The organism is Neobacillus niacini (assembly GCF_023715415.1).
In the GTDB taxonomy this organism is placed as follows: domain Bacteria; phylum Bacillota; class Bacilli; order Bacillales; family Cytobacillaceae; genus Neobacillus; species Neobacillus niacini_C.
On record NZ_JAMBOB010000018.1, the window covers coordinates 20503 to 46340 of the forward strand.

29 protein-coding genes are annotated in these 25838 nt (G+C 37.4%); 6 read left to right on the forward strand and 23 right to left on the reverse strand.

The features are described from left to right. Positions 1 to 155: 155 nt before the first annotated feature. Positions 156 to 311: a hypothetical protein gene (locus tag M3189_RS25005; RefSeq protein WP_165978996.1), complete on the reverse strand. Its 156-nt coding sequence runs from the start codon at positions 309 to 311 to the stop codon at positions 156 to 158. 159 nt (positions 312 to 470) lie between these two features. On the opposite strand from M3189_RS25005, the gene M3189_RS25010 reads away from it, so the two are divergent. Beyond that, positions 471 to 659, forward strand: coding sequence for a hypothetical protein (locus M3189_RS25010; RefSeq protein WP_251639234.1), 189 nt, complete (start codon positions 471 to 473; stop codon positions 657 to 659). Positions 660 to 732: 73 nt separating this feature from the next. Here the strand turns inward: M3189_RS25010 and M3189_RS25015 are convergent, their stop codons facing one another. The 5 genes from M3189_RS25015 to M3189_RS25035 form a co-directional block, all read right to left on the reverse strand. Further along, positions 733 to 909, reverse strand: a complete 177-nt coding sequence (locus M3189_RS25015) for a DUF2187 family protein (RefSeq protein WP_221826204.1) — start codon at positions 907 to 909, stop codon at positions 733 to 735. Positions 910 to 1016: 107 nt separating this feature from the next. Further along, positions 1017 to 1172 (reverse strand): hypothetical protein, encoded by a 156-nt coding sequence (locus tag M3189_RS25020; protein WP_251639237.1) that lies wholly within the window; start codon positions 1170 to 1172, stop codon positions 1017 to 1019. Between the two features lies 1 nt (position 1173). Continuing rightward, on the reverse strand, positions 1174 to 2421 hold the full coding sequence (locus tag M3189_RS25025; protein ID WP_251639239.1) for a Ger(x)C family spore germination protein: 1248 nt from the start codon (positions 2419 to 2421) through the stop codon (positions 1174 to 1176). After that, the gene (locus M3189_RS25030) at positions 2396 to 3505 is read right to left on the reverse strand and encodes a GerAB/ArcD/ProY family transporter (protein WP_251639241.1); all 1110 of its coding nucleotides are present in this window, start codon (positions 3503 to 3505) and stop codon (positions 2396 to 2398) included. Before M3189_RS25030 ends, M3189_RS25025 begins: the two co-directional genes overlap by 26 nt. A gap of 6 nt (positions 3506 to 3511) precedes the next feature. Further along, a complete protein-coding gene (locus M3189_RS25035; RefSeq protein ID WP_251639243.1) occupies positions 3512 to 5053 on the reverse strand; it encodes a spore germination protein in 1542 nt (513 codons plus the stop codon). Positions 5054 to 5202: 149 nt separating this feature from the next. Here M3189_RS25035 and M3189_RS25040 point away from each other — a divergent pair, with 149 nt between their 5' ends. Next, positions 5203 to 6129, forward strand: coding sequence for a DMT family transporter (locus M3189_RS25040; protein WP_251639245.1), 927 nt, complete (start codon positions 5203 to 5205; stop codon positions 6127 to 6129). A 59-nt stretch (positions 6130 to 6188) separates the two neighbouring features. Here the strand turns inward: M3189_RS25040 and M3189_RS25045 are convergent, their stop codons facing one another. The 3 genes from M3189_RS25045 to M3189_RS25055 all read right to left on the reverse strand — a co-directional run bounded on the left by M3189_RS25045 (position 6189) and on the right by M3189_RS25055 (position 8708). After that, a complete protein-coding gene (locus tag M3189_RS25045; protein WP_251639340.1) occupies positions 6189 to 6647 on the reverse strand; it encodes a hypothetical protein in 459 nt (152 codons plus the stop codon). A 5-nt stretch (positions 6648 to 6652) separates the two neighbouring features. Next, the gene (locus M3189_RS25050) at positions 6653 to 7441 is read right to left on the reverse strand and encodes a hypothetical protein (RefSeq protein ID WP_251639247.1); all 789 of its coding nucleotides are present in this window, start codon (positions 7439 to 7441) and stop codon (positions 6653 to 6655) included. A gap of 115 nt (positions 7442 to 7556) precedes the next feature. After that, positions 7557 to 8708 carry a DUF3800 domain-containing protein gene (locus M3189_RS25055; RefSeq protein ID WP_251639249.1) on the reverse strand — a complete coding sequence of 384 codons (1152 nt, stop codon included), beginning with the start codon at positions 8706 to 8708 and terminating at the stop codon, positions 7557 to 7559. Positions 8709 to 8908: 200 nt separating this feature from the next. Here M3189_RS25055 and M3189_RS25060 point away from each other — a divergent pair, with 200 nt between their 5' ends. After that, positions 8909 to 10693 carry a muramidase family protein gene (locus M3189_RS25060; protein ID WP_251639251.1) on the forward strand — a complete coding sequence of 595 codons (1785 nt, stop codon included), beginning with the start codon at positions 8909 to 8911 and terminating at the stop codon, positions 10691 to 10693. Positions 10694 to 10908: 215 nt separating this feature from the next. On the opposite strand, the gene M3189_RS25065 is transcribed toward M3189_RS25060, so the two are convergent. The 4 genes from M3189_RS25065 to M3189_RS25080 all read right to left on the reverse strand — a co-directional run bounded on the left by M3189_RS25065 (position 10909) and on the right by M3189_RS25080 (position 14290). Then, positions 10909 to 11109, reverse strand: coding sequence for a cold-shock protein (locus M3189_RS25065; protein WP_026568674.1), 201 nt, complete (start codon positions 11107 to 11109; stop codon positions 10909 to 10911). 167 nt (positions 11110 to 11276) lie between these two features. After that, positions 11277 to 12791 carry an acetyl-CoA hydrolase/transferase family protein gene (locus M3189_RS25070; protein WP_251639342.1) on the reverse strand — a complete coding sequence of 505 codons (1515 nt, stop codon included), beginning with the start codon at positions 12789 to 12791 and terminating at the stop codon, positions 11277 to 11279. Positions 12792 to 12911: 120 nt separating this feature from the next. Then, a complete protein-coding gene (locus tag M3189_RS25075; protein ID WP_251639253.1) occupies positions 12912 to 13556 on the reverse strand; it encodes a LytTR family DNA-binding domain-containing protein in 645 nt (214 codons plus the stop codon). After that, positions 13553 to 14290, reverse strand: a complete 738-nt coding sequence (locus M3189_RS25080) for a DUF2161 domain-containing phosphodiesterase (protein WP_251639255.1) — start codon at positions 14288 to 14290, stop codon at positions 13553 to 13555. Before M3189_RS25080 ends, M3189_RS25075 begins: the two co-directional genes overlap by 4 nt. A 201-nt stretch (positions 14291 to 14491) precedes the next feature. Between M3189_RS25080 and M3189_RS25085 the strand changes: the two genes are divergently transcribed. Continuing rightward, positions 14492 to 16060: a DMT family transporter gene (locus M3189_RS25085; RefSeq protein WP_251639257.1), complete on the forward strand. Its 1569-nt coding sequence runs from the start codon at positions 14492 to 14494 to the stop codon at positions 16058 to 16060. Between the two features lie 61 nt (positions 16061 to 16121). On the opposite strand, the gene M3189_RS25090 is transcribed toward M3189_RS25085, so the two are convergent. The 3 genes from M3189_RS25090 to M3189_RS25100 all read right to left on the reverse strand — a co-directional run bounded on the left by M3189_RS25090 (position 16122) and on the right by M3189_RS25100 (position 18951). Then, entirely contained in the window at positions 16122 to 17216 is a 1095-nt protein-coding gene (locus tag M3189_RS25090; protein ID WP_251639259.1) for a threonine aldolase family protein, read from the reverse strand. A gap of 131 nt (positions 17217 to 17347) precedes the next feature. Further along, entirely contained in the window at positions 17348 to 18340 is a 993-nt protein-coding gene (gene bioB / locus M3189_RS25095; protein WP_251639262.1) for a biotin synthase BioB, read from the reverse strand. A 20-nt stretch (positions 18341 to 18360) separates the two neighbouring features. Then, positions 18361 to 18951 (reverse strand): biotin transporter BioY, encoded by a 591-nt coding sequence (locus M3189_RS25100; RefSeq protein WP_251639264.1) that lies wholly within the window; start codon positions 18949 to 18951, stop codon positions 18361 to 18363. 225 nt (positions 18952 to 19176) lie between these two features. On the opposite strand from M3189_RS25100, the gene M3189_RS25105 reads away from it, so the two are divergent. Further along, positions 19177 to 19617 (forward strand): GNAT family N-acetyltransferase, encoded by a 441-nt coding sequence (locus M3189_RS25105; protein ID WP_251639266.1) that lies wholly within the window; start codon positions 19177 to 19179, stop codon positions 19615 to 19617. 181 nt (positions 19618 to 19798) lie between these two features. Here the strand turns inward: M3189_RS25105 and M3189_RS25110 are convergent, their stop codons facing one another. The 4 genes from M3189_RS25110 to M3189_RS25125 all read right to left on the reverse strand — a co-directional run bounded on the left by M3189_RS25110 (position 19799) and on the right by M3189_RS25125 (position 23357). Then, positions 19799 to 20815 carry a S66 family peptidase gene (locus M3189_RS25110; RefSeq protein WP_251639268.1) on the reverse strand — a complete coding sequence of 339 codons (1017 nt, stop codon included), beginning with the start codon at positions 20813 to 20815 and terminating at the stop codon, positions 19799 to 19801. Between the two features lie 67 nt (positions 20816 to 20882). Beyond that, positions 20883 to 21437: a GNAT family N-acetyltransferase gene (locus tag M3189_RS25115; protein WP_251639270.1), complete on the reverse strand. Its 555-nt coding sequence runs from the start codon at positions 21435 to 21437 to the stop codon at positions 20883 to 20885. 26 nt (positions 21438 to 21463) lie between these two features. Then, complete coding sequence (locus M3189_RS25120; protein ID WP_251639272.1) at positions 21464 to 22237, reverse strand: phosphatase PAP2 family protein; 774 nt, start codon at positions 22235 to 22237, stop codon at positions 21464 to 21466. A gap of 34 nt (positions 22238 to 22271) precedes the next feature. Then, on the reverse strand, positions 22272 to 23357 hold the full coding sequence (locus M3189_RS25125; RefSeq protein WP_251639273.1) for an FAD-dependent monooxygenase: 1086 nt from the start codon (positions 23355 to 23357) through the stop codon (positions 22272 to 22274). A 347-nt stretch (positions 23358 to 23704) separates the two neighbouring features. On the opposite strand from M3189_RS25125, the gene M3189_RS25130 reads away from it, so the two are divergent. Beyond that, positions 23705 to 23854: a hypothetical protein gene (locus tag M3189_RS25130; RefSeq protein WP_251639275.1), complete on the forward strand. Its 150-nt coding sequence runs from the start codon at positions 23705 to 23707 to the stop codon at positions 23852 to 23854. Positions 23855 to 23921: 67 nt separating this feature from the next. Here M3189_RS25130 and M3189_RS25135 read toward each other — a convergent pair whose 3' ends face one another. From M3189_RS25135 to M3189_RS25145, 3 genes are all read right to left on the reverse strand, one after another. Further along, on the reverse strand, positions 23922 to 24329 hold the full coding sequence (locus M3189_RS25135; protein WP_251639277.1) for a DUF3147 family protein: 408 nt from the start codon (positions 24327 to 24329) through the stop codon (positions 23922 to 23924). 15 nt (positions 24330 to 24344) lie between these two features. Continuing rightward, positions 24345 to 24707, reverse strand: a complete 363-nt coding sequence (locus tag M3189_RS25140) for a DUF3147 family protein (RefSeq protein ID WP_251639279.1) — start codon at positions 24705 to 24707, stop codon at positions 24345 to 24347. Between the two features lie 191 nt (positions 24708 to 24898). Further along, the gene (locus M3189_RS25145; RefSeq protein ID WP_251639283.1) at positions 24899 to 25831 is read right to left on the reverse strand and encodes a D-2-hydroxyacid dehydrogenase; all 933 of its coding nucleotides are present in this window, start codon (positions 25829 to 25831) and stop codon (positions 24899 to 24901) included. Positions 25832 to 25838 lie beyond the last annotated feature (7 nt).

Below are 25838 nucleotides of genomic sequence, written 5' to 3' on the forward strand. Positions count from 1 at the left end.
TCAGACATTACTGAAAACAAGCCAGTCCAAAGGAAACTGGCTTTAATTCTGAAATTTAACTTTTGAACCAATCTTCCAATTTTAAGGCAGGTTTGATGTTCGCTCTCCCTTTTTGAAGTTTACATAATATTATTATGATTTATTCATGAATTTCATTATGATCTTCCAGCCGTCATATCGTTATATGGTAAAATTAGCTTTTTCACCTTATCATAGTTCATTGAACTTATTTCTCTCATTAAACGTGGAATTGCTTTTTCAGGATACCCATAATCCCGAAGCAACTTCTCCATTTTTTTCATTTCTTCCATCCTAATACCTCCAAATACATTATCTATTCACCTTTACTATTCCCTATAAAATGAATGAGCAAAATGGAAATATTTTTTCCCGATACTTATTTTCAGCAATCATCCAGTATAGTGCTATTTAAACTACATAACCTATATCTGTTTAGGAGGTGAAACAGGATGTCTAACCAAAAGCAAAACAACAAAAGTGTTGCAGATGGAATTAAAGAAACTGCAGGTGCTGCCTTTCATACTATTCATAGTGCCTTGGAAACCACTGAGAATGTCGCTATGAATGCAGTAGACGCTGCTAAAAATGCTGCAAACAATTTAGCTGGGAATGGAAAAAATCAACGAAATCATGATTAAAAAGTAACTAAAAAAATCCCTTTGGATGAAAGGGATTTTTTTCCGTTGGAAGGATTATTATTTAGATTGCTTCTTATTTTGTAATTTTGTAATTTTTATGATTTACAATCGTAATTAAGGGTTCATCCTTTTCTTTTGAAACACCGTATTGAACCATAACGGAATTTTCCCTTACCCCCGTAACCACACCTTCTAAAGAATTCCCCTCTCGTTTAAAGGAAATCTTATCGCCAACTTTTGCATTAGCCATTCTATCACCTCGCCTTTATATTTGCCAAAAATAACTGATAAAATACTTGTATACTAGCGATTAAACTGTTGTGTTTCTCCTTTCACGACAATCCATTTTTATGAAATTTATAAAATGGAAAAAAACGGAAGAATAATGATGGTTGCTGTAAGGAAAAAAACTGCAAGTGCACTCATTTTATTTTTTTCTTTCCATAAAGTGACACCAAAGCCACAGGTATAAACCGCAATCGAAATCAGAGCAAGAACAATAAGGATTTGCAACTTACTCCCCCACCTTTATCGGTTTTTTAATTATTTTACCATAATCTATAATTTGAATATCTGCTTTCACCTGAATGTCTGCATGAATATACGATTTAGCCCAATTAAATTTTTTATATTGCTGAATTGTTCCAAAATATCTTCGGGAATTAAAAGATAAAGGGTATGGTACACCTTTTAATTGGGTTTGTGATTTTTTTAAAACTTTTTCAAATAAGCCCTCGACATCTTTAATTATTTCATGTTTTAAGATTTGCCGGTTTTTTTCCTTTAAAAAATTTACCATTGAAGGGTTTGACAAAATTTCATACTCTAAAGGGACGGTTATAAGAATCATTGGCTTAGGTCCCTTTAGATTCATCCTTACTTTATTGTTTTTTGTCTTCGAGACTCTTGCTGAAAACTGTTTGTTATTGTCAGAGAAGGGGTTAGGGAAATTCACTAATATTTCTTTAATATTCGTTGTATCATCTAAGATATTGATAACGCGAGTTTCTTGACCGTTAAGTTTATCAATCATTACGCCATTCTTAAAGACTGCTGAACCAATAAATTGGGTATCATCTAGTTCCCCTGTAGCATTCAACTCACCTGCCATGTATTCATCTTCCTGTTTTATTTCACGATGCTTCTGCTTTTCGGCTGTGGTATACATTGCCAAAAAGAGGTCTGTCCCTCTTTCCGTTGTTTGAAGATAACGGAAGAGTGTAGAATCCGGAATCAGCCCATTTTCTATACCATGATTGATCATAAATTGATAGTATTTATGCGGTCTAGTCTCCATTTTCGGTCGATTATGAATAAAATACTGGCTAGCCTTTTCTTTCGATACAGCTATATAACTATTTTGGTGGATTTCTTTATCCTTTGTAATATCATAGAAAGTAGAAGGAAAGGTTTTGTCCCTTGCGAAATCCTCAGAAACAACAAAAATTTTTAATAGTTCATAAGTTACTTTGCGGGAAATGACTGCATTAGCAGTGGCTTTTGCAGCAATGAAATCATTGGCATCGAAAGAGATAATTTCTCGCGGTTTTTCTGTTGAACCGCCACCGCCTTGAATGCTCCCCACCTCAGGATTGGCTAGTAACATGGTGACTTTAATTTTACCCTTCTGACTAGAACGATCAAGTCCCAGCCCGATCACATAGGATTTATCTTCAATCTCTTCACGATCCCAACAGCCTGTTAAAATGCAAATCATGACGCAATAAAACAATAATCTACATACTGTTTTTGTTTTTAGCATGTTTAAATTCTCCTTTTATCAATGCAACCATCCATAAAAGAATCGAAATGACGGCGAACGTAGGACCCGCTAGGTTTGTAATTGGAGTTTTAAAGTCTAGACCGGCATCCAGGGGTGATTCGGGAATGATTCCAATCAATAAATATATCGTCGCAAGTGATGGAATCAAGTATTCAAAGTCTTTAATTTTAAAAATATGACCAAACATGAGAGCATTGATATACAAAAATGCAGTGAAACGAATAAATGCACTGATAATCCAAATGATGAAAAATATGATTTCGACATTCGGAATAAATTCTCCAAGCGAAATAAAACGAATCACTGTGTGGAATGGATAACCAATTCCACCTAGTGAGGTATCAAACATACAGATAAAAAGGAAAGTTGCTGCGCTAATTTGGATACTGACATAAACATATGCAATCCAAGTTCCTTTACTGAAAACTTTGTTGGATGTGAAGTACGGGATAATCATCGCAAATATAAAAAACTCAGCAAATAAGGTTAGTTGTTGTGGGCCTTGCTTCAAAATTTCAAGCGTTCCAGGACCCCAAATGGGAAAGATGGATTGAATTTTGCCATGCTGCATGCTGAGATAAAAGACAATATACAAAGAGACCAGCACATAGAAAACAATCAGATAAGAAACCGAACCAATATGTTGAAGGCCTTTTTTAGCGCCATATGCACTGATAATGATTAAAATAGCATAGATGATCACATTAGGTGTTGCCGTAAAATAAAACGCTCGAATGATATCAATATACGTCCTGGTACTTGCCGAAATCCCGAATGAGCTGATGATAAATATAACCAAACAAATGATAAAACCCAGATATTTTCCGAGTATTTTATTAATTACGGAAAACAAATCTTTACCCTGATACAGCGACAATGTCTTTATTAATAAATAAAGAGGGATAAAAAAAATTCCGGCTGATAGGAGCGGGATCATCCATGCTGCATTTTGTACCTTATTATAAAGCATGGTCGGTGTATCCTCAGTGGCTTTCGCTCCGACCATTAAGATAGCGATGGAAACATATTCACGAATTCCTAGTTTTCCAGGGTGCTGGTTCATATAAACTTATCCCTTTCTTTGTTTAACGATATCCTTTGGTTTTAAATAGCCTGGGCGAAACCTTTCTTTCATTGGAACATGACGGATTATTAAGTCCTTTGATGAAAAAGAATGTGGTGTCATCGGTGCAAAATAGGGTGTGCCAAATGACTTCAATGACAATAAATAAAAAAGTCCTGCAATTAATAGTGCCATCATCCCATAAATTCCGATAAAGCCGGCTGAAAAAATAAATAAGAATCGTGTAATGCGAATGGCAAAATTCAAGCTTCCATCCGCAATAATAAATGAGCTCAATCCGCTTAAGGCTATGACGATGATGACAATTGGACTAATGATGTTTGCCTGCACAGCGGCTTGACCTAAAATTAACGCACCAACAATCCCTATCGTTGGACCTATGGGGGATGGCACACGTAAACCCGCTTCACGAATAAGCTCAAAAGCAATTTCCATCATGAGGACTTCCACTATTGATGGAAAAGGGACCCTTTCCCTGGTACCGGCAATCGCCATCAATAAATCTGGTGGGATCATTCCGACATGAAAGTTTGTAATCGCAATATATATTGGAGAAGTAAAAACCGCAACAAACAGAGCAAGGAATCGTAATATCCGAATGAAATTACCATAAGGCGTACGCAAGTAATGATCTTCTGGCGAATGGAACATAGTCCAGAAGGTAGCAGGCAGGATTAAACAAGCAGGTGAATTTTCCATTAACAAAATAATATGCCCTTCTTCAATAAAAGCGGCCGCACGGTCAGGACGTTCCGTATAGAGTATAGTAGGAAATAAAGACCTTGGTCGCTCTTCTAGATATTGCTCTAAAATACTTAAATCAAGAATACTATCAACAACAAATGAATCTAGCTTATCTTTTATGGTTTTTAGCAGTTCTTCATTTACAAGGTCCTTTTGATAAACAAGAAATACATTGTTCCTAGATCTTTTTGCAATCGTCCGGGTTTCAACAAGAAGATTTTCATTTTTAATTTTTTTACGAATTAAGGCGATATTATCGATTCCTCTTTCATTAAATGCTTCTTTTGCCCCTTTTACAATTACCTCATTTTCAGACTTTTCAATCGATCGGCCACTAATTTGGGTCGTTTCAAATAGATAACATTGTTTATCGCCATCCACAAATAAGGCGGTGTTCCCAGCAGTAATAAATTCTGTTATCTCACCAATATTTGTATTTGTACTTGCAATGGGGTAGGAAACAATATCTGGAATTTTTTCTGATGGGTGCTCGTCATCAATTAATGGCTCCACTATGCTTTCAATAATGATTTGTAAACCTACCATTGTGCTCAAGTAAATAATAAAACCCTTCCGATTGAGGGAAGTGATGGTGAACTCACGCACTTTGACATCACTATTATCCGGAACAGTAAAAAGAGACTTAAAGGTCGCTAAATTTTGATCATAACTAGCACTAATATCCTGTTTCTTTAAATCAATAACCCTAGCATTGGATTGTTCATTAAATTCAGGTTCGGTATTTAAACCTTGCTTCCACAACTTGGAGATTTTCTTTTGCATCCCAAAATCCCTCCCAGTTTTTATATCGTTTTCCATTACTAGGTGTTTTATGTACGTATAGGAACTTAGTGAAAATTTTAAATTTTTTATTTCGGAGTACGAAAAAGATGGTACAATACAAGTTATTAATTGATGGATGAGGGATTGGAATGAACAAGAAATGGATGATTTACGGTATGTTGTTTTTTGCGACGGCTACTTGGGGAAGTGCGTTTATAGCTGGTAAGATTGCGGTTCAAAGCTTTGAACCGGCAACGGTTGCATTTTTACGATTTTTAGGGGCTGCAGTTCTTTTGTTTCCACTTATGTGGATGATGGAGAAAAACCGGAAGAAACCAACACTCAAGGATTATGGATTATTTGCATTTCTTGGCTTAACCGGTATTGCACTCTATAATATCTGTTTCTTTATAGCCACGAAACAGGCACCCGTTATTAAGAGTTCACTGTTTATTGCCTCAAATCCGGTATTAATCGTTCTCTTATCTGGGTTATTTTTGAAAGAAAAAATCACAAGGAATCATATTATCGGAATGGTAATTGCTCTTTCTGGAGCGGCATTTATTATCACAGATGGACATATCCTTACATTGTTTCAATTAGGCTTTGAAACGATTGATTTCGTTTTACTTGGTGCCGTCATTAGCTGGGCTTTATATAGTGTGGTCGGTAAAGTGGTTTTGAAAAAATATAGTGCCGTGGAATCCACTACTTATGCGGTTGCGTTTGGTACGGTATTTTTAGCACCTTTTGCTTTTGTAGAAACATCTTGGCAGGATATCGCTCAGGCTAATTTCTCAACATGGGTAGCGATTGCCCATATGAGTATTTTTGTAACTGTCGTTTCCTTTATTATGTATTATTACGGAATCAAAGAGGTTGGTGCCGCCAAAGCTTCTATTTTTATTAATGTCATGCCCGTATCGGCTGTATTAATGGCTACCATCTACCTAGGAGAAACCTTCACTTGGTCTCATGGAATCGGGGCAGCATTTGTATTAACTGGGGTCTATATTGGAACAAATACGAAGTTATTTACTAGAAAAGTACCCAACGTGAATGTTGCGGATTGTTAAGAATTTCAGTACCCACATCAATGGAGACTAGCACCACACTTTTCAAAAGTGGTGCTATTTTATTTTACTTTTGCTACTCCTAAAGCAAAATGGTGCCAAAGAATATTTTCGACTACCTCAGCTTGTGCTTCTTCACAATCAATAATGAGAATAACCTCTGAATGCTTCCCTTTTAAAACTCGTTTTTTCTTCTTTATAACGGTTTCAGTGAAAAGCCTAATAGAAAGTCCTAGTACAAATCCGATAAAGGCACTAATAAGTCCCCAGTAAATTGGACCCCAAGCTAATTTAAATCCGATACTAGCACCAATTACCGAAAAGGCCGTTGCTAGTGCCATCCCTATATCACTAAATGAAGTGCCGTCTGAATGATGCGTGGAATCAAAAACCTTACGCTCCTCCGTTCTATTATCTAGTGGGATAGCAAAGATAGCTTCTTTTTTAATTCCCTTTTTCTCCAATTGTGAAATGGCTATTTCTAAAAAAGCGTTACTTTCAAAAGTGGAAAAGAGCTGCAAACGAATCACGTCACCTTTTGTCCTTTTAGTAGTCGAAAACCTGTTGCTTGGTAGTTCTCTTTTAAATATTTCATTTGTACCTCTTTGTAGAGTTTATTACTTTCGATAGCACTCATGTAAGCATCAAAAGTAGCAAAACCATAATGTGATGGTAGAAATAAGAGCCACTCAGGATTAATAACAGCTGTAGCCTGACGGACCTTACCTAAAAATAAGAGGGAAACCGCTTCTTGGGCATGAGAAAAATAATAGAAAGTGACCACCCAAAAGATAACAAAAAAGGATGTCATAATCCTATGTACATAAAGCTGCCCAAGCCCCGGCACAAATAGTGACCATACTACGGCAATAACAGGGTTTCTTTTATCAAGATAATTTATTTCTACTGCTCCTAGGCTGAAGGTATTAAAACTGTGATCCTCGTTGTCTGCTAGAAGATAAATTTTGTTCATATCAACCGTTGTTCGATAACTATCCCATATGGTAAAAAGGTAAACTGGAATATACATTAAAAGCCATCTTGTGTCTAAAACGTCCTTCGCCAAATCAATGTTCCCTTGAAAGGAGTAAATCATTGCTAGATTAACATGAGCCTTAATATTCACAATAACTTCCCAAATAAATAATACATACCCTCTAAGGTACTTAGATAATAGCATATGTCCGAATCCTGGAAACGCAGCGGACCACCAAGCAATAATATAAGGGTTTCGTAAGTGAATTTGAGAAATGCCTAAAATGCTAACATGGGCTTTGTATCGTTTGGCAGTGTTGTCATTGGTATAATTGTTCATTTATAGCCACCTATAGGACCAATTAATTTCCAATAGTTTTCCAAAAGATAGATTTATTATCCTTTGATAAGAAATATAAACTTCGTCCAGGTGAATGAGTTGTATTACTCTTTATTTACCTTAACTTTGTTTTTTCCATTTCAATCATTCTTTTTAAGTACTCAAATTCTGACTTTTCGAGAATGTCTATTTCTCTGTTTGTTGCAAGCATGATTTGGTCCCTGCACTTGGCGACTCTTTGAATCATCGGATGGATAGTTAAACTTGATAGATTTACAAAGTCATATAAATCATTTAAACATACGGGCAGTTTATAGCCTTTATTGCTAGACGCAATTAATAATCCCTGATCGCGCAGCTTCGAAACAATGTTTGAGCGAAAATAATGCTGTTTAATTTTGTTCACTCTGATGGCATTCAGGTTGTCAAGAATTTCCTCCGTATACACATACTCATCTGGATTTTCCTTCAGATTAAATAAAAGAAACTTCAGTAAATCAATTCGGACTCTTTCATCCTCTTCTTCACTTTTCCGATGTTCCTCTATGTATTGATAAGCCAAATTAACAGCTTGTTTAATGATAATCTGATCGGTTTCTGAATCCGTTTTTTCAAAATGGTAGTCATAGAGAAAGTGCTTATAATCATGTGGCCATAGGTTAATCGTGATGATTTTGTTTTTCAAAAGCTTATAAAACGATGGGTACTGCTTAGAGTGATGTTTTACGTCATACCCTTTCGCTATCGTCCCGGCAATAAACCCTGCCAATTCAAGTAGATTTTCTGATTGACTATTATTAAAGCCAAAGGTTGAATAATTAAATAAGTCCGGGACGCACTTCTGTTTTACATAAGCGATAAATTCCTGCATAAATTCCTTGGATCCCTGTTTATCAGCGACAAGATCAAGGGTGTCGAAGGTACGATATAAGTCATCAAATATCATTCGATTAAAAAATTTAATGAATGTCTTTTCATATGTAACGCCGCTGTCCTCTCTAATTTTCCGTTTATCAATGACATACGCATACACTTTAAAGGGTAGATCCTTTAGATCCTGTAAGATTTCCATTCGAAGATGATCGTCCACTTCACTTTTAGGAAAGTGTTTTAATTTCATTCTTTCTACTTCTTTTTCGAGGATTTCTTTATCAGAACCTTTTACTAAGATAGAAACGATTATAAAGTGGGTCGAAGTCTCAGGTTGTTCAAAATCAAATCCATAATGGCCAAATTCATTTATAAAAGCATATTGGATATCATTCAATTTATACCCCACCTCACCAATGGAAGAACTTATTATACTTATTTCAACAAAAAATCCTTTAAACCTTTTAGATATACTTTTTTTCTTGGAAAAATTCTCCGGGACTATAGTACCTATTGTAAAAACAACCTCATATTGTGGTTTTATTGAAGAATACTAAGGTTTATATTTGTATTTGCGAAAGGAGAATTATACACAAGTTGAATGTTCAGAGACATGAAATTAGAAAATTGAATCCTTTAAGTGACGAATTTACGTTATTTATATACCTTGATGATCATTTATCGGAGTTTGCTGTAGAACTCGGCAGTGAACCCGCTTCAAATAAAAGCCTCCAAGCAACAGCAAAGCAAATTTTAAAAGAACGGTACCCTGGTTTAAAGGTAACGATGATTAAGGTTATCCTTGGCGGTATGGCGGTAACATCGATTTCATTAAGTGCAAATGATAGTAACGCTGTTCAAGCGGCAGACAACCCAGCAAATGTAACCCAAACCGATGGAAATTCGGCCACTGTTTATTCGGTGGTGGCGGGAGACACTGTTTATGGTATATCTAAGAGGTTTGGTACCACTCCGGAAGCTTTGAGAAGCATAAATCATTTAGTATCTGATTTTCTTCAGATTGGACAAGTATTAACCATCCCGGCATCAGGAGTCAAAAATTACACCGTTGTTGCTGAGGATACATTATACAGTATTTCGAATCGGTTCGGCACAACGGTTGCAGCCTTAAGAAGTACGAATAACTTAACTAGTGATATTCTCTCGATTGGGCAGACGCTAACCATTCCAGCTACTAGCGCAACTCCTGCTTCCCCGTCTGCACCTACACAATATACGGTGGTGATGGGAGATACTTTATATAGTATTTCTAATCGGTTCGGGACAACTGTCTCTGCCCTGAAAAGTGCGAATAACTTAACCAGTGACATTCTCTCGATTGGACAATCCTTAACCATTCCTACTGCTGGCGCAACTCCTACTGTACCGTCTCCACCTTCACCTGTTTCTGCGCCTTCACAATATACGGTGGTACTGGGGGATACTTTATATAGTATTTCGAATCGGTTCGGCACATCTGTCTCTGCCTTGAGAAGTGCAAATAACTTAACTAGTGACATTCTCTCGATTGGACAAACATTAACGATTCCGACTGCTGGCGCAACAACGACACAACCACCGGGTCCGACCCCTACACCACTTGTCAAAGAAGAGAGGAAAACCTTTCTATATACTGTCAAATCAGGGGACAGTCTTTCCGTAATTGCGAAACGATATGCGGTTAGTGTTGACAGTATTCAAGCTGCTAACCATTTAAATAGCGACTTTATACAAGTGGGGCAAGCTCTAACAATACCAGATGGGTTGAATGCTCCTTCTCAGACTGGAACGAATACCATTACCTATACTACACATACGATTGCATCTGGTGAGAACATTTGGGACTTAAGCTTACTTTATGGAATCCCACAGGCTGAATTGTTAAAAGCCAATAACCTGACAACGAGCAGTATGCTTTCTATCGATCAAAAATTGAAAATTCCTGTTCATAACATTGGGGTAAAAGAAGTTGTAAGTGTAAGACATGGAGAATATATGGATTGGTGGACAGAGGCTCAATATGTATTTACCATTGGAAAATCAGCAAAAGTGACAGACTTTGAAACGGGGCGAAGTTTTTATATCAAACGTACCATTGGGGCGAATCATGCGGACAGTGAGACCGTAACAACAATTGATTCCAACATTGCCAAAAGTATTTGGGGAGGATTTTCCTGGACACCACGAGCGGTACTCCTCGAAGTAAATGGGAGAAAACTAGCAGCCAGCATGAGTTTTATGCCCCATGAACGCGAGTTTATTGCTAACAATGGCATTACAGGACATTTTGATGTATATTTTGGAAATAGCACTCGACATGTCGATGGGAAAGCAGATGCTAAACATCAAGCTCAGGTTGAAAAAGCCGCTGGAATCCGTTAAATGGGTTGTTTTTTAATTATTTTTAAATATAATTAGGGTTTCAGTAAAATGTGTGCTATACTGTGTCTACCATTTGCTTTACGTTTTACGTTTTTCGATTACCCGCCCTGCTCAATTTTTGAGCAGGGTTTTTTGTGTGCAAATTTTTTCTGTCACTTTTAACAACAACGAAAAAAGACTCTCAAATGAGAGTCTTTTATATATGTCGGTTCTTATTATGCTTTACGAACGTTAGTAGCTTGGGGTCCACGTTGACCTTGTTCTACTTCAAAAGTAACTGCTTGACCTTCGTCTAAAGTTTTGAAACCTTCGCTTTGGATAGCTGAGAAATGTACGAATACATCGTCTCCTGCTTCTCTTTCGATGAATCCGAAACCTTTTTCTGCATTAAACCATTTTACTTTACCTTGTTCCATTTGTTGTTTCCTCCTCGTGTGCTGTGCACACATTGTGTTACTATCCTTGCTCAGTTCTTTAGACGTAAAGTTTGAAAACTTTTTAATCCAACTGACAGACAAAAATAATTCTTCTTTACTATAACAGAGATTTCCTATTAATGCAAATTAATATCTGAAATCTTTTCTTAAACCGTTTCAAGTACTTTTACTAACATGGTCCCCTTTTGTGCGAAATTGGTATGCCAAGAAAAGGCTTTTTCTAATACATGCGGGGTTTGACCGCCTCTAGTTAATGCTTCTTGGTAATATTCACGAAGCTGCCCTCGGTACATTGGATGGGTACAATTTTCAATAATTAATTCTACCCGTTCTCTAGGTGCAAGACCACGTAAATCGGCATAGCCCTGCTCGGTAACGATTACATCTACATCATGCTCTGTATGATCCACATGTGAGACGAAAGGAACGATACTAGATATGTTTCCACCTTTTGCAATCGACTTGGTTACAAAAATGGCCAAACGGGCGTTGCGGGCAAAGTCCCCTGAGCCTCCAATACCATTCATCATTTTTGTACCTAACACATGTGTAGAATTAACATTGCCATAGATGTCTACTTCTAAAGCCGTATTAATAGAAATCAATCCAAGACGACGGATTATTTCCGGATGGTTCGAAATTTCCTGCGGTCGCATGATTAATTTGTCACGATACTTTTCAAAATGAGCAAATACCTCTTTCATTTTCCCATCTGAAAGAGTGATTGAGCAGCAGGAGGCAGTCCGCACTTTCCCTGCATCAATCAGATCAAACACCGCATCCTGTAAGACTTCTGAATAGACCTCTAAATCATGAAATTCGGAATCAATCATCCCATGAAGAACTGCGTTAGCAACGGATCCAATCCCTGACTGGAGCGGTGCCAAACGTTCTGTAAGTCTGCCAGCAGCCACTTCCTTACGTAAAAATCGAATCAAGTGCTGGGCCATGATTTCTGTTTCCTCATCTGGTGGGACAATCGTTGACGGAGAATCAAGCTGGTTGGTAAAAACGATGCCTCTTACCTTATTGACATCAATATTAATTCCGTGTGTTCCAATCCGATCAGCTGTTTCTGTTAACGGGATTGGTTCCCTCTCCCCTTGTTTCCCTGGTTCATATAAATCATGTAGTCCTTCAAGATTTTCATTTTGAGCTAAATTGATTTCAATAATAATCGACTTTGCATTTAATGCAAACGATAACGAATTTCCTACTGATGTAGTAGGAATAACCATTCCATCCTCCGTAATTGATACCGCTTCCAAAATTGCAAAGTCAATAGGAGCAATCACATTGGCACGTACCATTTCAGCTGTGTGTGACAAGTGTTGATCGACAAATAACAGGTCGCCGTTATTAATCTTCTTTCGCATTGTCGGATCTGCTTGAAAAGGTAGTCTTTTTCCAAGAATACCTGCTTCTGCAAACAATTTATCTACATCAGAGCCTAAAGATGCGCCTGTATAAACATTGACTTTAAAGGCTTCAGACTTAACACGATTTACTAATGCAAATGGAACCGCCTTCACGTCACCCGCCCGCGTAAACCCACTTAGCCCCAATGTCATCCCATCTTCAATCCACTCCGCTGCCTCTTCTGGTGTCACTATCCTATCCCAAAGTCTGGGGTCTCTAATCCGCTTTAAATTATTATCCATCATTCATCCCACTCCCCTTTGCACTAATTTTAACTGAAAGGGTTTACCAAAAAGGAAATTGGGGGATTAACTACGGAATTTTCAGACAAAACAGCAAATTCGATTTCTAAAACAGCATAATTAAAACCCAAGCAGCCTTCGAAAATAACTGGAGTACGATTGACTCACTGGCACTCTGTCCCCGTTATCCATTGAAAGAATAAAGGTGGAATGTGTATCAGGAAATATCTCTTTAATATGATTGACATTGACTATATACGAACGATGACAGCGAATAAAATGATCCTTTGGCAGCAAAAATTCAAAATCCTGTAAGGTATTTTTATGGGTACCCGAATGTTCTTTACCGTTTACAAACGTTTTTTTCTCCTTGGCTTCTAAGTAAATTACTTCAGAAAAAGGTAAGGGAATCCACCCATCCTCGGTTTTAATTGTTACAACTAATTTACCACTCGTTAAAGAAGGGAAAATCGCTGTTACGCATCCTTCCAGATTCCCATCATGAAAGAATGGTACTGCCATCCCATGATAGGGAACACCAAAGACATCACGATCAATAAATTCCGATACCTTCTGTCTAGAAGTTATCGCCTTATGGGCAATGGTCCCTTCTTTCAAAATGTCTCCTCGCCGAATCTTCAAATCCACCCTTTTACTAGGGCGATAATAGATGTACTCATTCGTATCTGAGACGGCTATTGAAATTTCCTCCGAAAATAGTTCACTAATGACATCTAATAGGGAAACAACTGTAATGCTCTTCAATTGGATTCTCCCCCATCCCCTAATTTTTCGAGATAATATTTTACTAACTCCTGATATTCCTGCATCTCGAGTTTTCCTTTTTCATTAAGGATGTAGGTTCCCCTCTTAATTCGATCAAACCATCCATAATAGTTTTTTGTTAAGATGGAGGGAATTTTATCACCCGCACCGAGATCTTTTAATGCCTTTGGGGATAACGGTCCCATTTTATCTAGGAAACAAGCAATTTGAATGCAATTTTCTTTGTAGGCAGTCATGATTTTCGTCCGATTACTGCCCCCCACATTGAAATCGGCACTGCGTCCGCTAATTTCCTTCAAGATGGCTTCGCGCTTCAACTTATTTCTGGCAGCGCCTTTATTGCGGTTATAAGGGGTTGGATGAATAAGAATATCTGCTTTTGAACTCTTCCCTGTGAAGGAAACCACAATCAATCCCAACTCAAGCCTTTTAATTAACTGACATTTATCGGCCCATTGTTTGGATTTCATCCGAATCTTTGGTTTAGGAATCGCTATATAAACTAGATTTGATAACTTTTGCCGTTTGGCAGCTTGTATAAGAAGGTCTACACTCAAGGTGAGTTTTAATTCAACAATGACTAGCTCCACCTCTTTAACTGCGACCATATCACAGTCCCTCACCTCACCATAAACCTCGTAACCTTCACGTGAAAAATACCTCTGAATCGGTTTATATAAATCTACCTCTTGTAGTTTTTTCTTTTCTATCATCTGTATCTCCTAAATATCTTTTTCTCTTAGTAATCTTAACATGAAAAGGGGTAGGTTTAACTTAGATTTTATAGGAATGGGGTATATAACATTTTTTTACAAAAGAAGTGTATTTGAAATAGCATCGTCTGTCAGAATTATGTTACTATTATTTTTATTAAAACAAATAGAGAATTATAAGTAGTTACATGGGGGATTGAGATGAAAGATAAATTCTTAGGACAGTTATATTGGGTATTACCTGGGGTTATACTTATTTTCGGATTGCTATTATTATTTTATGAAAACTTTACAAAAGTAACAGAACCGCCTGCCTCAGATTGGAGCAGGGCCTTAACAGTTGGAGTAACTGATTTAAATAAACTACCTCCTGTAAAAGTGACAGAGGATGGAGAATTTGTTTTTACTAGATTTGAAGATGGAAAACTAGCTACTACAACACTTGGAAAAGACTACAAGGTTAAAGATCAGAATATTTACGATATTCCAGTAGATAAATGGACACAAGTATATCAGCAAGATGAAACAATCATTTACTATGATTTTAAAAATATTTACGATCAAGATAAGAAAACCATTGTTACAAATGTTGAAAAGTTCTATCCTCTGGAAAATACGATTCTTTATGTAAAAGAAAATGAACTCTTTCAGCTTCCACCTGATAGTAAGAAATCCGAAAAGATTATGGATGTTGATTTAAAGAAACAAAATATTATTCCGCAGGAAAACGAAGAGGGAGTATATATTCTGGCTTATGCTTCAGATTCAAACGGGGTCGATCTTACTCTTCACCAATTAAATAATGGAAAAATAAATACGGTTTATCAAACAAGTGTAAAGGTTGACCCTGGAAAAATTGTTAACGATATCTCCTTTGCATTGGAAAATCAAACCTTAGCCCTTTTACTTCAGGAGGAGCTGCAATCCACACAAGGAAATCCCGTTTTTTTCAATTATTTTATGCAAACAAAGATTACTAGCCTGGATACGCCACCGCTCTTTGCATTAACCTTTTACGACCCCGCGGGCACGAAAAGCCTGACGGAGGTATCAGATGTTGTCCTTAAATTAAAAAACGATAAAGCAACTGTTTTATTTCACGCCAATGGGCGAACAGAAACTCAATTCAATGATAGCTCAACCTTTAATATCTATACTGCTGAAATTAACTTAGAAGGCAGAACAAAGACAGAGAGACGCAGCAATACACCAGAAATTTCAACAAACCCGCAGTGGACGAATGAAGATACCATTGCATGGGTGGATTTGGATGGTGATGGACATAAAATAAAGATTTCAACTGCTAATAAGGATACCATTAGTCATTTAATTGAGGTCACGCAAGACGATTGGCTCCACGCACTAGGAAAAACGCTTGGCATGGTAACTTCGTCATTCTTTGGGATTGCCTTTTCTATTATTTGGTTTATTTGGCCCATTCTTTTCATTGTGTTTATGTATATGTTCAGAAATAGAATCGCTGATCGTGATCCAATTTGGTTTTTTTATACGGGAATTGGGCTATACGCTATTGCAGCAATCATATGGAAAGATCGGTTTTTTGTAGATACTATTTATACAAATGCACCGAATTACTTAACCTTTACCGGCAGCTCCTATTTCTACATGATCTTATTCGCAATCATTGCTCTTTGGTTAACGATTCATACAAAAAGAACAAATCACTGGGCCGGTACAGTAAGAATTATGTATTTTGTTGGTATTCATATCTTACTCTTAACCATATTCTTCGGTCCTTATATCATATAGCATAAGAACGAACTCCCCATTTCTTCATCTGAAATGGGGAGTTCTTTGTATATGGATGAAGTTAACGAATGGCTTTCATTTTTTCATCTAAAAGTTTGAAAGCATTTGATAATTCTTCTTTTGGAACCTGAGAATATAAATCTCCAATGCTTACTTCGAAGTTACTGGTTGTCTTAGTTACTTCACGAACATAACTAGTTAAGCCAATACCAGTTTCCTCGTAAATGGATGCAAATATCAGTTCCATCTCCTCTTTTGATGCATCAAAATGGACATGAAACATATTGGTGACGGGTTCCAATGGCTTGGTCGAAACACTATGACATTGGTTATAATAACGGGCATATTCTTTTGCTTCCTCATAGTACTGATTCATATTATTAATTCGTTGATTAAAATAATAATCGGCACTTACGATGTACGGATAAAGACTAATTAAATCACCGCCATGACGCCTTTTCCAAATTTTTGATTCTTCCGTAAAGGCTTGATCTCCGGCGAGAATCGCCCCTGCAATTCCGCCAATCCCTTTGTAAAAAGACACATAAACACTATCGAAAAGTGCACAAACTTCTACAGCAGACTTTTGATAATAGGGTAGAATTTCAAACAATCTTGCCCCATCTAAATGTAATTTAATTCCCTTTTCCTTACAATAAGCCGAAATATCTTCCAGTGCTTTGTATTCTGGAAGCTGTCCGCCAATCTCCCGTTGCGGTAATTCGAGCAATAAACAGGCAATTTCCTCCTCTAAGCCCACAACATCTTCAAGTTGAATTACACTCTCTTTATCGGCTAATAAAATAGACTCAATATGGTGTAATTTCTTAAATCCATCTTCTTCATGTATTTCTAAATGGCTTAATGGATGGTACGCCACTTTATTGATTCCTTTATGGTCACACCAAATACGTAATGCTATTTGCTGGGCCATTGTTCCGCTTGGGAAAAAGACAGCAGACTCCTTACCAAGGTACTTTGCCATTTTCGTTTGGAAATCGTCGATGACTTGGCCCTTCCCGTACAGCTCGCTTTCCAACTCTCCTTCGATATTCATGAATGCCTCTTTTAACACTTGAATATTCCTTGGACCATGACCAGACACCTTAAAATGGGTTTTCTTAAAAGCTTCTGCTAAAATATTCTTTTCTGACATTATGTTCTCCCTTCAAGACCTCTATTACTGAACATTAGCTTCTATTTCTATATTAACAGTTTTAAATAAATTATTACGAAAAAAAGGACATCATCTAAAGGATGATGCCCAGATATTTTTTACAATTTTTATTATGCTTTAATAGTTTCATTAACAAAATCTATCTCAAAACCTAAATCCTCAAGCATTTGATGATCTGCTGTAGTTTCTTGTCCTGAAGTGGTTAAATAATCCCCTACAAAGATGGAATTCGCAGCATATAATCCAAGCGGCTGCAAACTTCCTAGGTTAACTTCACGTCCACCTGAAATTCTGATTTCCTTCGTTGGATTCACGAACCGCATGACCGCTAAAACTTTTAAGCAGTATCTTGGATTCAACTCCTTTGTGCCTTCAAGAGGAGTACCATCAATCGCATGTAGGAAATTAACAGGAATGGAATCTGCATCTAATACCTTTAGACTCATTGCCACGTTTACTACATCCTCTTTCGTTTCCCTCATACCAACGATTATCCCTGAACAAGGAGAAATCCCTGATTCTTTTACTAACTCAACAGTATTAACTCGATCATCAAAAGAGTGTGATGTGGTGATAGAGTCGTGGTGATTTTCTGAGGTGTTAAGGTTGTGATTGTAACGATCAACACCAGCTTCCTTCAGCTTGGCTGCTTGGTCTGGTTTTAAAATTCCAAGGCAGGCACAGATTTTTAATTGATATTTGTCCTTTATTTCCTTAACAGCTGAAACGACTTGGTCTAATTCATGGTTACTAGGACCACGTCCACTTGCTACTATGCAATAGGTACCAGCATGAAGCTGATAAGCTTGATCTGCTCCTTTAAGGATGGTATCTTTATCCACCATTCGATATTTTTGAATTGGAGCATTAGAGATACTTGATTGGGAACAATAGCCACAATTTTCGGGACAAAGACCTGATTTCGTATTAATTAACATATTAAGCTTTACCCTATTACCATAATAATGATGGCGAATTAAGTAAGCTCCCTGCAAGACCTCTAATAACTCCATATCCGATGAATTTAGAATACTTAATGCTTCCTCTTTAGTTATTTCATGACCATTTAGCACCTCTAAAGCCAATTCATTCCATTTACTCATAGCATTCCCTCCACTTCCCATTAGCTCACTTTTCTAACATTGCTAGCTTGGCTTCTAGACAAGGTTCGTTTTAGACGATGTCCCATAACACCTGCTAAAATAGCTAGAATAATATCTTTTGGAAGTGGAACAACCATCCATAACCAAGCCATTTTATAGGTAAAAGCTTCTGGTGCAGCAGCCCAAATTTTATACGCAGCATACATCCAGTTCGTTCCGAAAACATAGTTGATTGCCATCCCTATAAGTGCTGCGAAAGCATATACCCGTACTGTATTTTTCATTTTTTCAATTATGTAACCAGTAGCATACGCTGTAAAAACATAAGATACGATAAAACCAAATGTTGGTCTTAGGATATGGCCAAGTCCTCCGCCAAATTGAGCAAACACTGGAACTCCTACTAAACCAACAAATGCATAGACCACCATAGCAATGGCTCCCAATCTACTGCCCAGAACTACTCCTGCTAAAATAGCGAAAAATGTTTGCAACGTAATGGGTACTCCCCCCACGACCATAAATGGTGCAATGGCAGTAATGTTAGCCCCTACAGCCATTAAAGCCACAAACATTGCCGCTAAAGTAAGATCAATTGTTTTAAGTTTCATAACCAGTCCCCCAAAGTATTCGTTAAATTAAGAATAATCGGTTAGCTCTATTGTGTCAACTAAAAATATTATTAGGTTGACACAAATTTAGTTATGACTGGAATTTGCTCACCTGGACCTCGTTTAGTATCCATATTAACCCAATTCCCATACAATAGGATAGGTATTCGACTAGATAATTGGAATGGGATTATTCTAGGTTTTCAAAGGAGATGCAAAAGGTAAATGGCAATTAGAAAAGCAACTTACGAAGAGACTCAAGGAATCTTGAATTACCATATTGAAGTACTTAAAGAGGCCACCATGGGTTATGTAAAGCCGAGTCGTGAAAAGGCAATTGAAATGATGACTCCTTTTTTAAATGGCGGTGGTTATTACCTTGTTCGGGTTAAAAATAATATCATCCAAGGCTGGGTAGGATTAGGTCGTATCATCGATCAAAACACAGATGAAATGGTTGGCTTTATCAATGAAATGTATGTACTCCCACCCTATCGTAAACAGGGGGCTGCCGAAAAATTATGTAAGGCCGCATTCATACAATTACGAGCGGAAGGCCATAAAAAAGTCCAATTAAATGTTTATGCTGGAAACCATGCCAAGCATCTTTACGAAAAGCTGGGTTTTAAAGACGTTTCTACGCTTATGTCAAAAAACTTAGATTAAATATTCTATAAAAAGGGGCAGTGAAAAACTGATGACCGTTATTTCTAATTTTTTGTTCCACGGTCATCAGACTCCCTCTCTGATGACCGCCATCCACTCTTTTTCTGTTTCAACTGGAATCAGACTCTCACTGATTCCCTTACCCACTATTTTTTGATTCAAAGAGAACAAGTCTACTATTCTACTCTTTAAAGTATTGCACGACTATCCCCTTACCTTCTTCAACCTTTATCACACCATATGCACCATTCACAAATGTAATTTGTGGTGGCATATGACCACAATCGATGTCATAAATAATTGGGATTTGAGTTTCATCGGACAAGTCTTGGTAAACATCCTCAATCGTATAGTTTTCAACTGATTCATTGGCAGGACTTCGACCAAACAGAATACAGGAACAGTTTTCAAACCATCCTGCTAATTTCATCTGCATCAACGACCTGCGCAAATCTGTTGTTTTTAACTCACTATTCTCAAAATACCAGATGACGGGTTCATCATGGATATGCTTTTCTCTAAAGTTTTGTAAATCCCCATAAGGGGTACCAATTAAATGTCTGATGATGTCAATGCAGCCGCCAAGCAAACGCCCTTCAACTTTTACCCTTTTACCCGTTACAGTTTTCCATGAAGTTTCCTCTGTTAGATGAAACACACAAGGAGAAGGATTGTCATGCTGCCACTTCAGTTGATATTTTTCAGATGAATATTGGGTAATCGATGACCCTGTTTTCGAAGATAAAACACTCTCCCACATAGCGGTTGTGTCATCAGAATATTTTCCTCTTAAATCAATTAAGTTCGTTCCATGTGCCGTAGCAATACCTGTCTTTAACGTAATGGCCAGAAGCAGCATGCTCGTATCTGAATAACCGAGAACCCACTTATTTTTCATGTTATCAAAATCAAGTTCTTCAAGAATTTCAATCAGCAGTTCCCCACCCCATGGCGGAAGGATAAGATCAATAGTTTCATCCTTCATCATTTCATTAAACTCATGGGCACGTTTTCTTGCTGGAGACGATTTTGCTTTATCCTGAGTCCAAACCGTATCACCACAGATAATGCGATAGTCTCTTTCTTCTAGTTGACTGCATGAAAGTTTCACTAACGCATGCAAATCTTCTTGGACACCAGATGAAGGTGCAGTTACCCCTATTGTTGCCTTCTTCATAAAAGATGGATATGTAATCATTTCATCTCTTCCCTTCCTAAACAGTAGAATATCTTACCATTATTCTACTGTTTAACCGGAAAAGGAACTAGCCCATTTTATAGGATTCTTTATGAAATGTTGCCATATATCTGAGGCAATCTTCCCCTTTTAAAGGAGCAGCAGGCTTACTTTTAAGGTAAAGAACCATTGCCATATAATGTTGCGGTCCCCATTTATAACAATGCTGATAATCATCTAACAGAGTAAATCCACATTTTTCCCAGAAATGAATTCTTGCTTTATTTTCAGGCGTTTCATCACACTCTACCTCAACCAGTATACGTTTGAATTGAGGTTCCGACCGCGCCCACTCTATGACGTAATCACAAATTTCTTTACCGATTCCATAACCACGCAAATCCTTTCGCACCGCTAGGTAATCCAGCAGCAGTACACTTGAGCCTGAAAGTGCGCCCGTTAAAGCCATCGCCAAAACCTCATCATTTTCCATTAACACATGAAGAGTACTAAGCTCCTTCGCAAACATATTTCTAATAATCTTTTCTGGTTTGGTTGCATGCTCACCAAAGGCAACATTATAGATATCTCTTATTTTTTTCCACAGGTCCTCATCCCATTGCTTCGTTGTAATAAATTCCATCCTTCAAGTTCCTTTGCATGTAATTTTCATGATCTTTTTAGCATTCTACTAGCCAGATGCGGTTGTCTTTCCATATACCATTGAAAGAACCAAATCGATGTAGCCAACCAGAAGCCACTGGCAAAATACCCGCCTATTACATCGCTTGGGTAATGGACACCTAAATATATTCTACTTACCCCTATCATAAAAACGACGAAGGCGCTAAATAGCAATAAAAGGCTCCGACCAGCTCGATTAAATATGTGTCGCCAAAGGAGAAAGGTAAAAATACCATACACCGTGAAAGCATTCATGGCATGCCCACTTGGAAAGCTATATCCACCAATTTCAATTAGACGATGTAAATCAGGACGCGCTCTTTGGAAGATTTCTTTGAGTAGTAAGTTAAGTAAAGGTGACCCTGCAACGACAGCAATAAAGAATATCAATTCTTTTCGATGGTGCAGCACCTTATAGAGAAAGAAGATAATCAATAAACATAATACGACTACTACCTGTGTTGATCCCACCACGGTAAAAAACTCCATGACCCTAGTGAGGAAGGGAGACTCTTGGGATTGAACGGCTCTAATAAAGCTAAGATCAAAATCAACAATCATATCCGCCCTAATAAGAATGGCCACTAAACCAAAAGCCACGAGCGATACCAGGCTAATAATAAAGGCACGCGTAAGCTGAAACTTCAAATTCATATCATTAATCCCTTCATAATCGATAAACATATAATTTCCCATCCAAACCAATCCTACTAATACATCACAAACAAAAAAGCACCAAATATACAAAAACCGCTGCATAAAAGCGGTTTATTGTATATTTGGTGCCTGTCACCTATGCGAATTTCTCCGCTAAGGTTGTTTCTTGTTTTACTTGCATGATTTGTTGTGTTTTGATTTCGTTTCTTCTGTTCATTTCGAATATTTTGAGGTGCTCTGATTGAATTTTATTTTCTAAAATTGCTTTGGTTAGGATTGGTGCTAAGATATGAGCGTCCTTCATCCCACAATTAATTCCGATTGCACCGGTTGGTGTCATGGTATGTGCAGCATCACCGATGAGGATTAATCCGTCCTCTACCCATGTTTCACAACGAGAGCTTTGCACCTTTAGACAGACAAAGTTGTTCCATGATTGAAGGTGCTCGTTGACACTCTGTTCTAATTCTGGGAAGCTTTCAATCAATGGCTCAAGAAATGGCTGTAATGAGCCTTTTCTCAAGGTAGGAAATGACCCTTCCGCAATATTCCAGCCGATTTGGATGAGTCCTCCCGTCTGTGAAAACAATGCCAACTGATGTCCGTTTACCAAAACCATTCTTGTTGTCGGTTCCCAGCCTTCTGGAGCCGGAATCTTTGCCCACAGAACATCATATCCATGGGTCATTTCAATTGTTGGGATTTTAGCCAGCTTCCTAACTGATGAGTACCGGCCATCTGCACCTATCGTAACCTTGCTTGAAATGTGAATTTCTTCCCCATTGAGTGTTGCTTTTACACCTGTATAGAAACCTTGTTCATCTTGAAGTAGTTCTTTAACAGTGGTGTTAAATAATAGTTGAAAATGATTATTTTCTTCTGACTTTTCGATGATAGCCGTTAATAAATGTCCTTGAGGCACATGAATTCCTACATGATCCTCATGGTTTCCGGGTGAAATACTATTTACTATTTTTCTACCTGCGAAGTATTCTACTTTTTTCATTTTAAGAATACCTAGCTCCTCTATTCTCTCAAATAATTTATGTTCTTTTAGGATTGCCTCTGTTTCAGCATTTATATGCTCGCCTCTGAATTGACGATTAACTCCAGCAGATCGTTCAATAATAATGGTAGATACCCCGTTTTCAGCTAATAAATGTCCGAGTAATGCCCCTGAAGGTCCGCCGCCAACGATACAAACATCTGCTTGTAAGTTCATGTATACCCACCTTCTAGTAATATATTATTTTATCAATATATCATAAATGTATAATCAACAATTAGTTTAGTTTAATAAGTTTCTCAATAAGAATAAAAGTTAAGTATAGAGTAACAAATTATAGGTGCATGGTCAATCATTATTTTGTTTATGTAACAAACAAAATAGCAATTCTTAAATTTTTTCAATTTATTAATGATTTGTAAAATTTAATTCATTTAGTTTGACGTAATTTAAAGAAGTTGTTAATGATTGTTAAGAAATGGAAAATCTAATATATTTCTTTTCCAAAGCTTGTATGATAATCCTGTAGTACAAATTGCAAGCATTCGAGGAGGAATTTTAAGATGAAAAGTTACAAAACTTGGTTAGTTGCTTTGATGTCAGTTTTTATGTTACTTGGAGTTGCTACTGGATGTAGCGATACTGGAAATGATGATACCGAAACAGAAGAAACAGAACAAAATGAAGACGGTACAGCAGAAACTGAGGAATAAGCCATTTAATTGATTCATACAATACGTAACAATCAGCAAGACGGCCTAGAGCCGTCTTGCTTTTACATTATTTATGTTTTACAAGAATATCAGCTAGAATATTAACCCTCACGCTATTATTCCTGTTAGTTTTAATTATATCTCTTAAGGTTGACACAATAATGGAACTTCCCAACCAGAACACAAGACCAAGTACAATACTTAATGCCCAATTTCCGCTGACTTGCAATACAGTCCAAACTGTTGCCACGCAGACAACACCGCCAATCATTCCAAAAACCGACCCATTTGCAATCTTAGCTGCCTTCTTTGAACCAGAAGCAATACCTACCATTAACACGGCTGTAATCATCACCGCAGGAAATGCTGCAAAAATTCCAGCAAGAATTTTCCATGGCGACATAACCGTTATCAAATAACTTATCATTACGGCTGCCCCGCCGAGAATAAAGCGAATCAGTAAATCTTTATACATAAGTAGCACCCTTTCTCACGAGTAAGTTGTAATCATTACAACCGCCATTGATACAATTAACCAAAATCCCATAGCCTGTAAAAGTCCTCGTTTCCAGCCTTGTCTGGGCAAGAGATACCCAGCAAGAATCGCAACAAGAATATTAATTCCCATGCCGACAATGGCTCCCTTTGATAATAAAATGGAATGGGCTACTAATTCATTTCCACTGAAATCTAAACCTACTGTCAATAAAGCCGCTAAATACACGGCTGGAAAAGCTGCAAAGATACCTCCAGCTTTTTCACCTAAATTCCTAGCAACAAGTGTTGAAACAACGACAGCTGCTCCTCCTAAAAAAAATCTTATAAGCAGGCCACTTATTGAAAGTTCTCCCATGGTGGTTCACCTCTGTTATTTGTGAAAAACTATCATTTGTGAATCTATTCACATGAAATGATACAAGTTCATTTTACCTCATTTTTTCATCTATATATGTGAACATTTCCCAACTTTTTTTAAAGCGTTACCATACTAAAGAAAAAAACCCTTTAATTAGGGTTTTGCCTTGTTTCCTTGATACTCAAATATTAATAACCTTTTTTTGTATCAACTTTATTGGTCAAAAGCTTGTCTTCGTCGATATTTCTTAGTGTTTCAAGAAAGCATGCTGCCCCTTCTTTTGCTGTTGTAACGGCAGAGATATGTGGTGTAATTTTAACCCTTGGATGACTCCATAATGGATTACTTTCTGGAAGTGGTTCTGTTGCAAATACATCAAGTACGGCAAAGCTAACTTGGTTGTCCCTCAATGCCTGCAGTAAATCCTCCTCATTTACCGAAGCCCCTCTACCTACATTTATAAATCCTGCATTCGATAGTTGACGAAAGATAGCGCCATTAAATAATTTTTCTGTTTGATCCGTTAACGGCAAAGTATTGATCACATAATTCATTTCATTTAAGCAAGAAAAATGAGAATCCATCTTCAAAACTTCTGTATAATATTCTTTTTCCCTCCCGCTTAATGAAACACCATAGACGTCTACCCCTAACCCAGAAAAAACTTTTGCAATCACTTGACCGATTTCGCCGGTTCCATACACTAGAACTTTTTGATTTCCTATCAATTTAGGCGTTATCTGCTCCCACATTTTTTGCTGCTGCTGCTCTAGGAAGGTATCGTGAAATTGTAAATCCTTTAATATGTAAGTTAAACAATATTCAGCAATTCTCTGTCCAAATGAACAAATTGTTCTGGTTAATAGAATCTCATCATTCCATTCCTTCTTATATAAGAAACGGTCAACCCCTGCACCTAGCGAATGAACCCATTTCACTGAGCTGTAATCATAGTCAGCTTTTAGATTAAAAGAAACAAGCGCATCTGCCCAGCTTAGATCAGCCTGGGTCAGCTTTTCTTCAGGGATAAAACGAAAGGACTTTCCTGGAGCTTCCTTTTCTATTAATACTTGAAGTTCTTTATACATTGGGCTGACAAATAAAATATTTCTTATCTCCATGTTTTTC

Coding starts and splice junctions, on each gene's coding strand:
- M3189_RS25120 (WP_251639272.1), bottom strand. CDS start 22,237: ATGCAGCGGTTTTTGTATATTTGGTGCTTTTTTGTTTGTGATGTATTA.
- bioB (WP_251639262.1), bottom strand. CDS start 18,340: ATGAGTAAATGGAATGAATTGGCTTTAGAGGTGCTAAATGGTCATGAA.
- M3189_RS25100 (WP_251639264.1), bottom strand. CDS start 18,951: ATGAAACTTAAAACAATTGATCTTACTTTAGCGGCAATGTTTGTGGCT.
- M3189_RS25035 (WP_251639243.1), bottom strand. CDS start 5,053: ATGCAAAAGAAAATCTCCAAGTTGTGGAAGCAAGGTTTAAATACCGAA.
- M3189_RS25030 (WP_251639241.1), bottom strand. CDS start 3,505: ATGAACCAGCACCCTGGAAAACTAGGAATTCGTGAATATGTTTCCATC.
- M3189_RS25115 (WP_251639270.1), bottom strand. CDS start 21,437: ATGGAATTTATTACAACGAAGCAATGGGATGAGGACCTGTGGAAAAAA.
- M3189_RS25145 (WP_251639283.1), bottom strand. CDS start 25,831: ATGGAGATAAGAAATATTTTATTTGTCAGCCCAATGTATAAAGAACTT.
- M3189_RS25065 (WP_026568674.1), bottom strand. CDS start 11,109: ATGGAACAAGGTAAAGTAAAATGGTTTAATGCAGAAAAAGGTTTCGGA.
- M3189_RS25040 (WP_251639245.1), top strand. CDS start 5,203: ATGAACAAGAAATGGATGATTTACGGTATGTTGTTTTTTGCGACGGCT.
- M3189_RS25125 (WP_251639273.1), bottom strand. CDS start 23,357: ATGAACTTACAAGCAGATGTTTGTATCGTTGGCGGCGGACCTTCAGGG.
- M3189_RS25080 (WP_251639255.1), bottom strand. CDS start 14,290: ATGATAGAAAAGAAAAAACTACAAGAGGTAGATTTATATAAACCGATT.
- M3189_RS25010 (WP_251639234.1), top strand. CDS start 471: ATGTCTAACCAAAAGCAAAACAACAAAAGTGTTGCAGATGGAATTAAA.
- M3189_RS25135 (WP_251639277.1), bottom strand. CDS start 24,329: ATGTATAAAGATTTACTGATTCGCTTTATTCTCGGCGGGGCAGCCGTA.
- M3189_RS25110 (WP_251639268.1), bottom strand. CDS start 20,815: ATGATTACATATCCATCTTTTATGAAGAAGGCAACAATAGGGGTAACT.
- M3189_RS25130 (WP_251639275.1), top strand. CDS start 23,705: ATGAAAAGTTACAAAACTTGGTTAGTTGCTTTGATGTCAGTTTTTATG.
- M3189_RS25105 (WP_251639266.1), top strand. CDS start 19,177: ATGGCAATTAGAAAAGCAACTTACGAAGAGACTCAAGGAATCTTGAAT.
- M3189_RS25015 (WP_221826204.1), bottom strand. CDS start 909: ATGGCTAATGCAAAAGTTGGCGATAAGATTTCCTTTAAACGAGAGGGG.
- M3189_RS25050 (WP_251639247.1), bottom strand. CDS start 7,441: ATGAACAATTATACCAATGACAACACTGCCAAACGATACAAAGCCCAT.
- M3189_RS25140 (WP_251639279.1), bottom strand. CDS start 24,707: ATGGGAGAACTTTCAATAAGTGGCCTGCTTATAAGATTTTTTTTAGGA.
- M3189_RS25025 (WP_251639239.1), bottom strand. CDS start 2,421: ATGCTAAAAACAAAAACAGTATGTAGATTATTGTTTTATTGCGTCATG.
- M3189_RS25005 (WP_165978996.1), bottom strand. CDS start 311: ATGGAAGAAATGAAAAAAATGGAGAAGTTGCTTCGGGATTATGGGTAT.
- M3189_RS25085 (WP_251639257.1), top strand. CDS start 14,492: ATGAAAGATAAATTCTTAGGACAGTTATATTGGGTATTACCTGGGGTT.
- M3189_RS25090 (WP_251639259.1), bottom strand. CDS start 17,216: ATGTCAGAAAAGAATATTTTAGCAGAAGCTTTTAAGAAAACCCATTTT.
- M3189_RS25070 (WP_251639342.1), bottom strand. CDS start 12,791: ATGGATAATAATTTAAAGCGGATTAGAGACCCCAGACTTTGGGATAGG.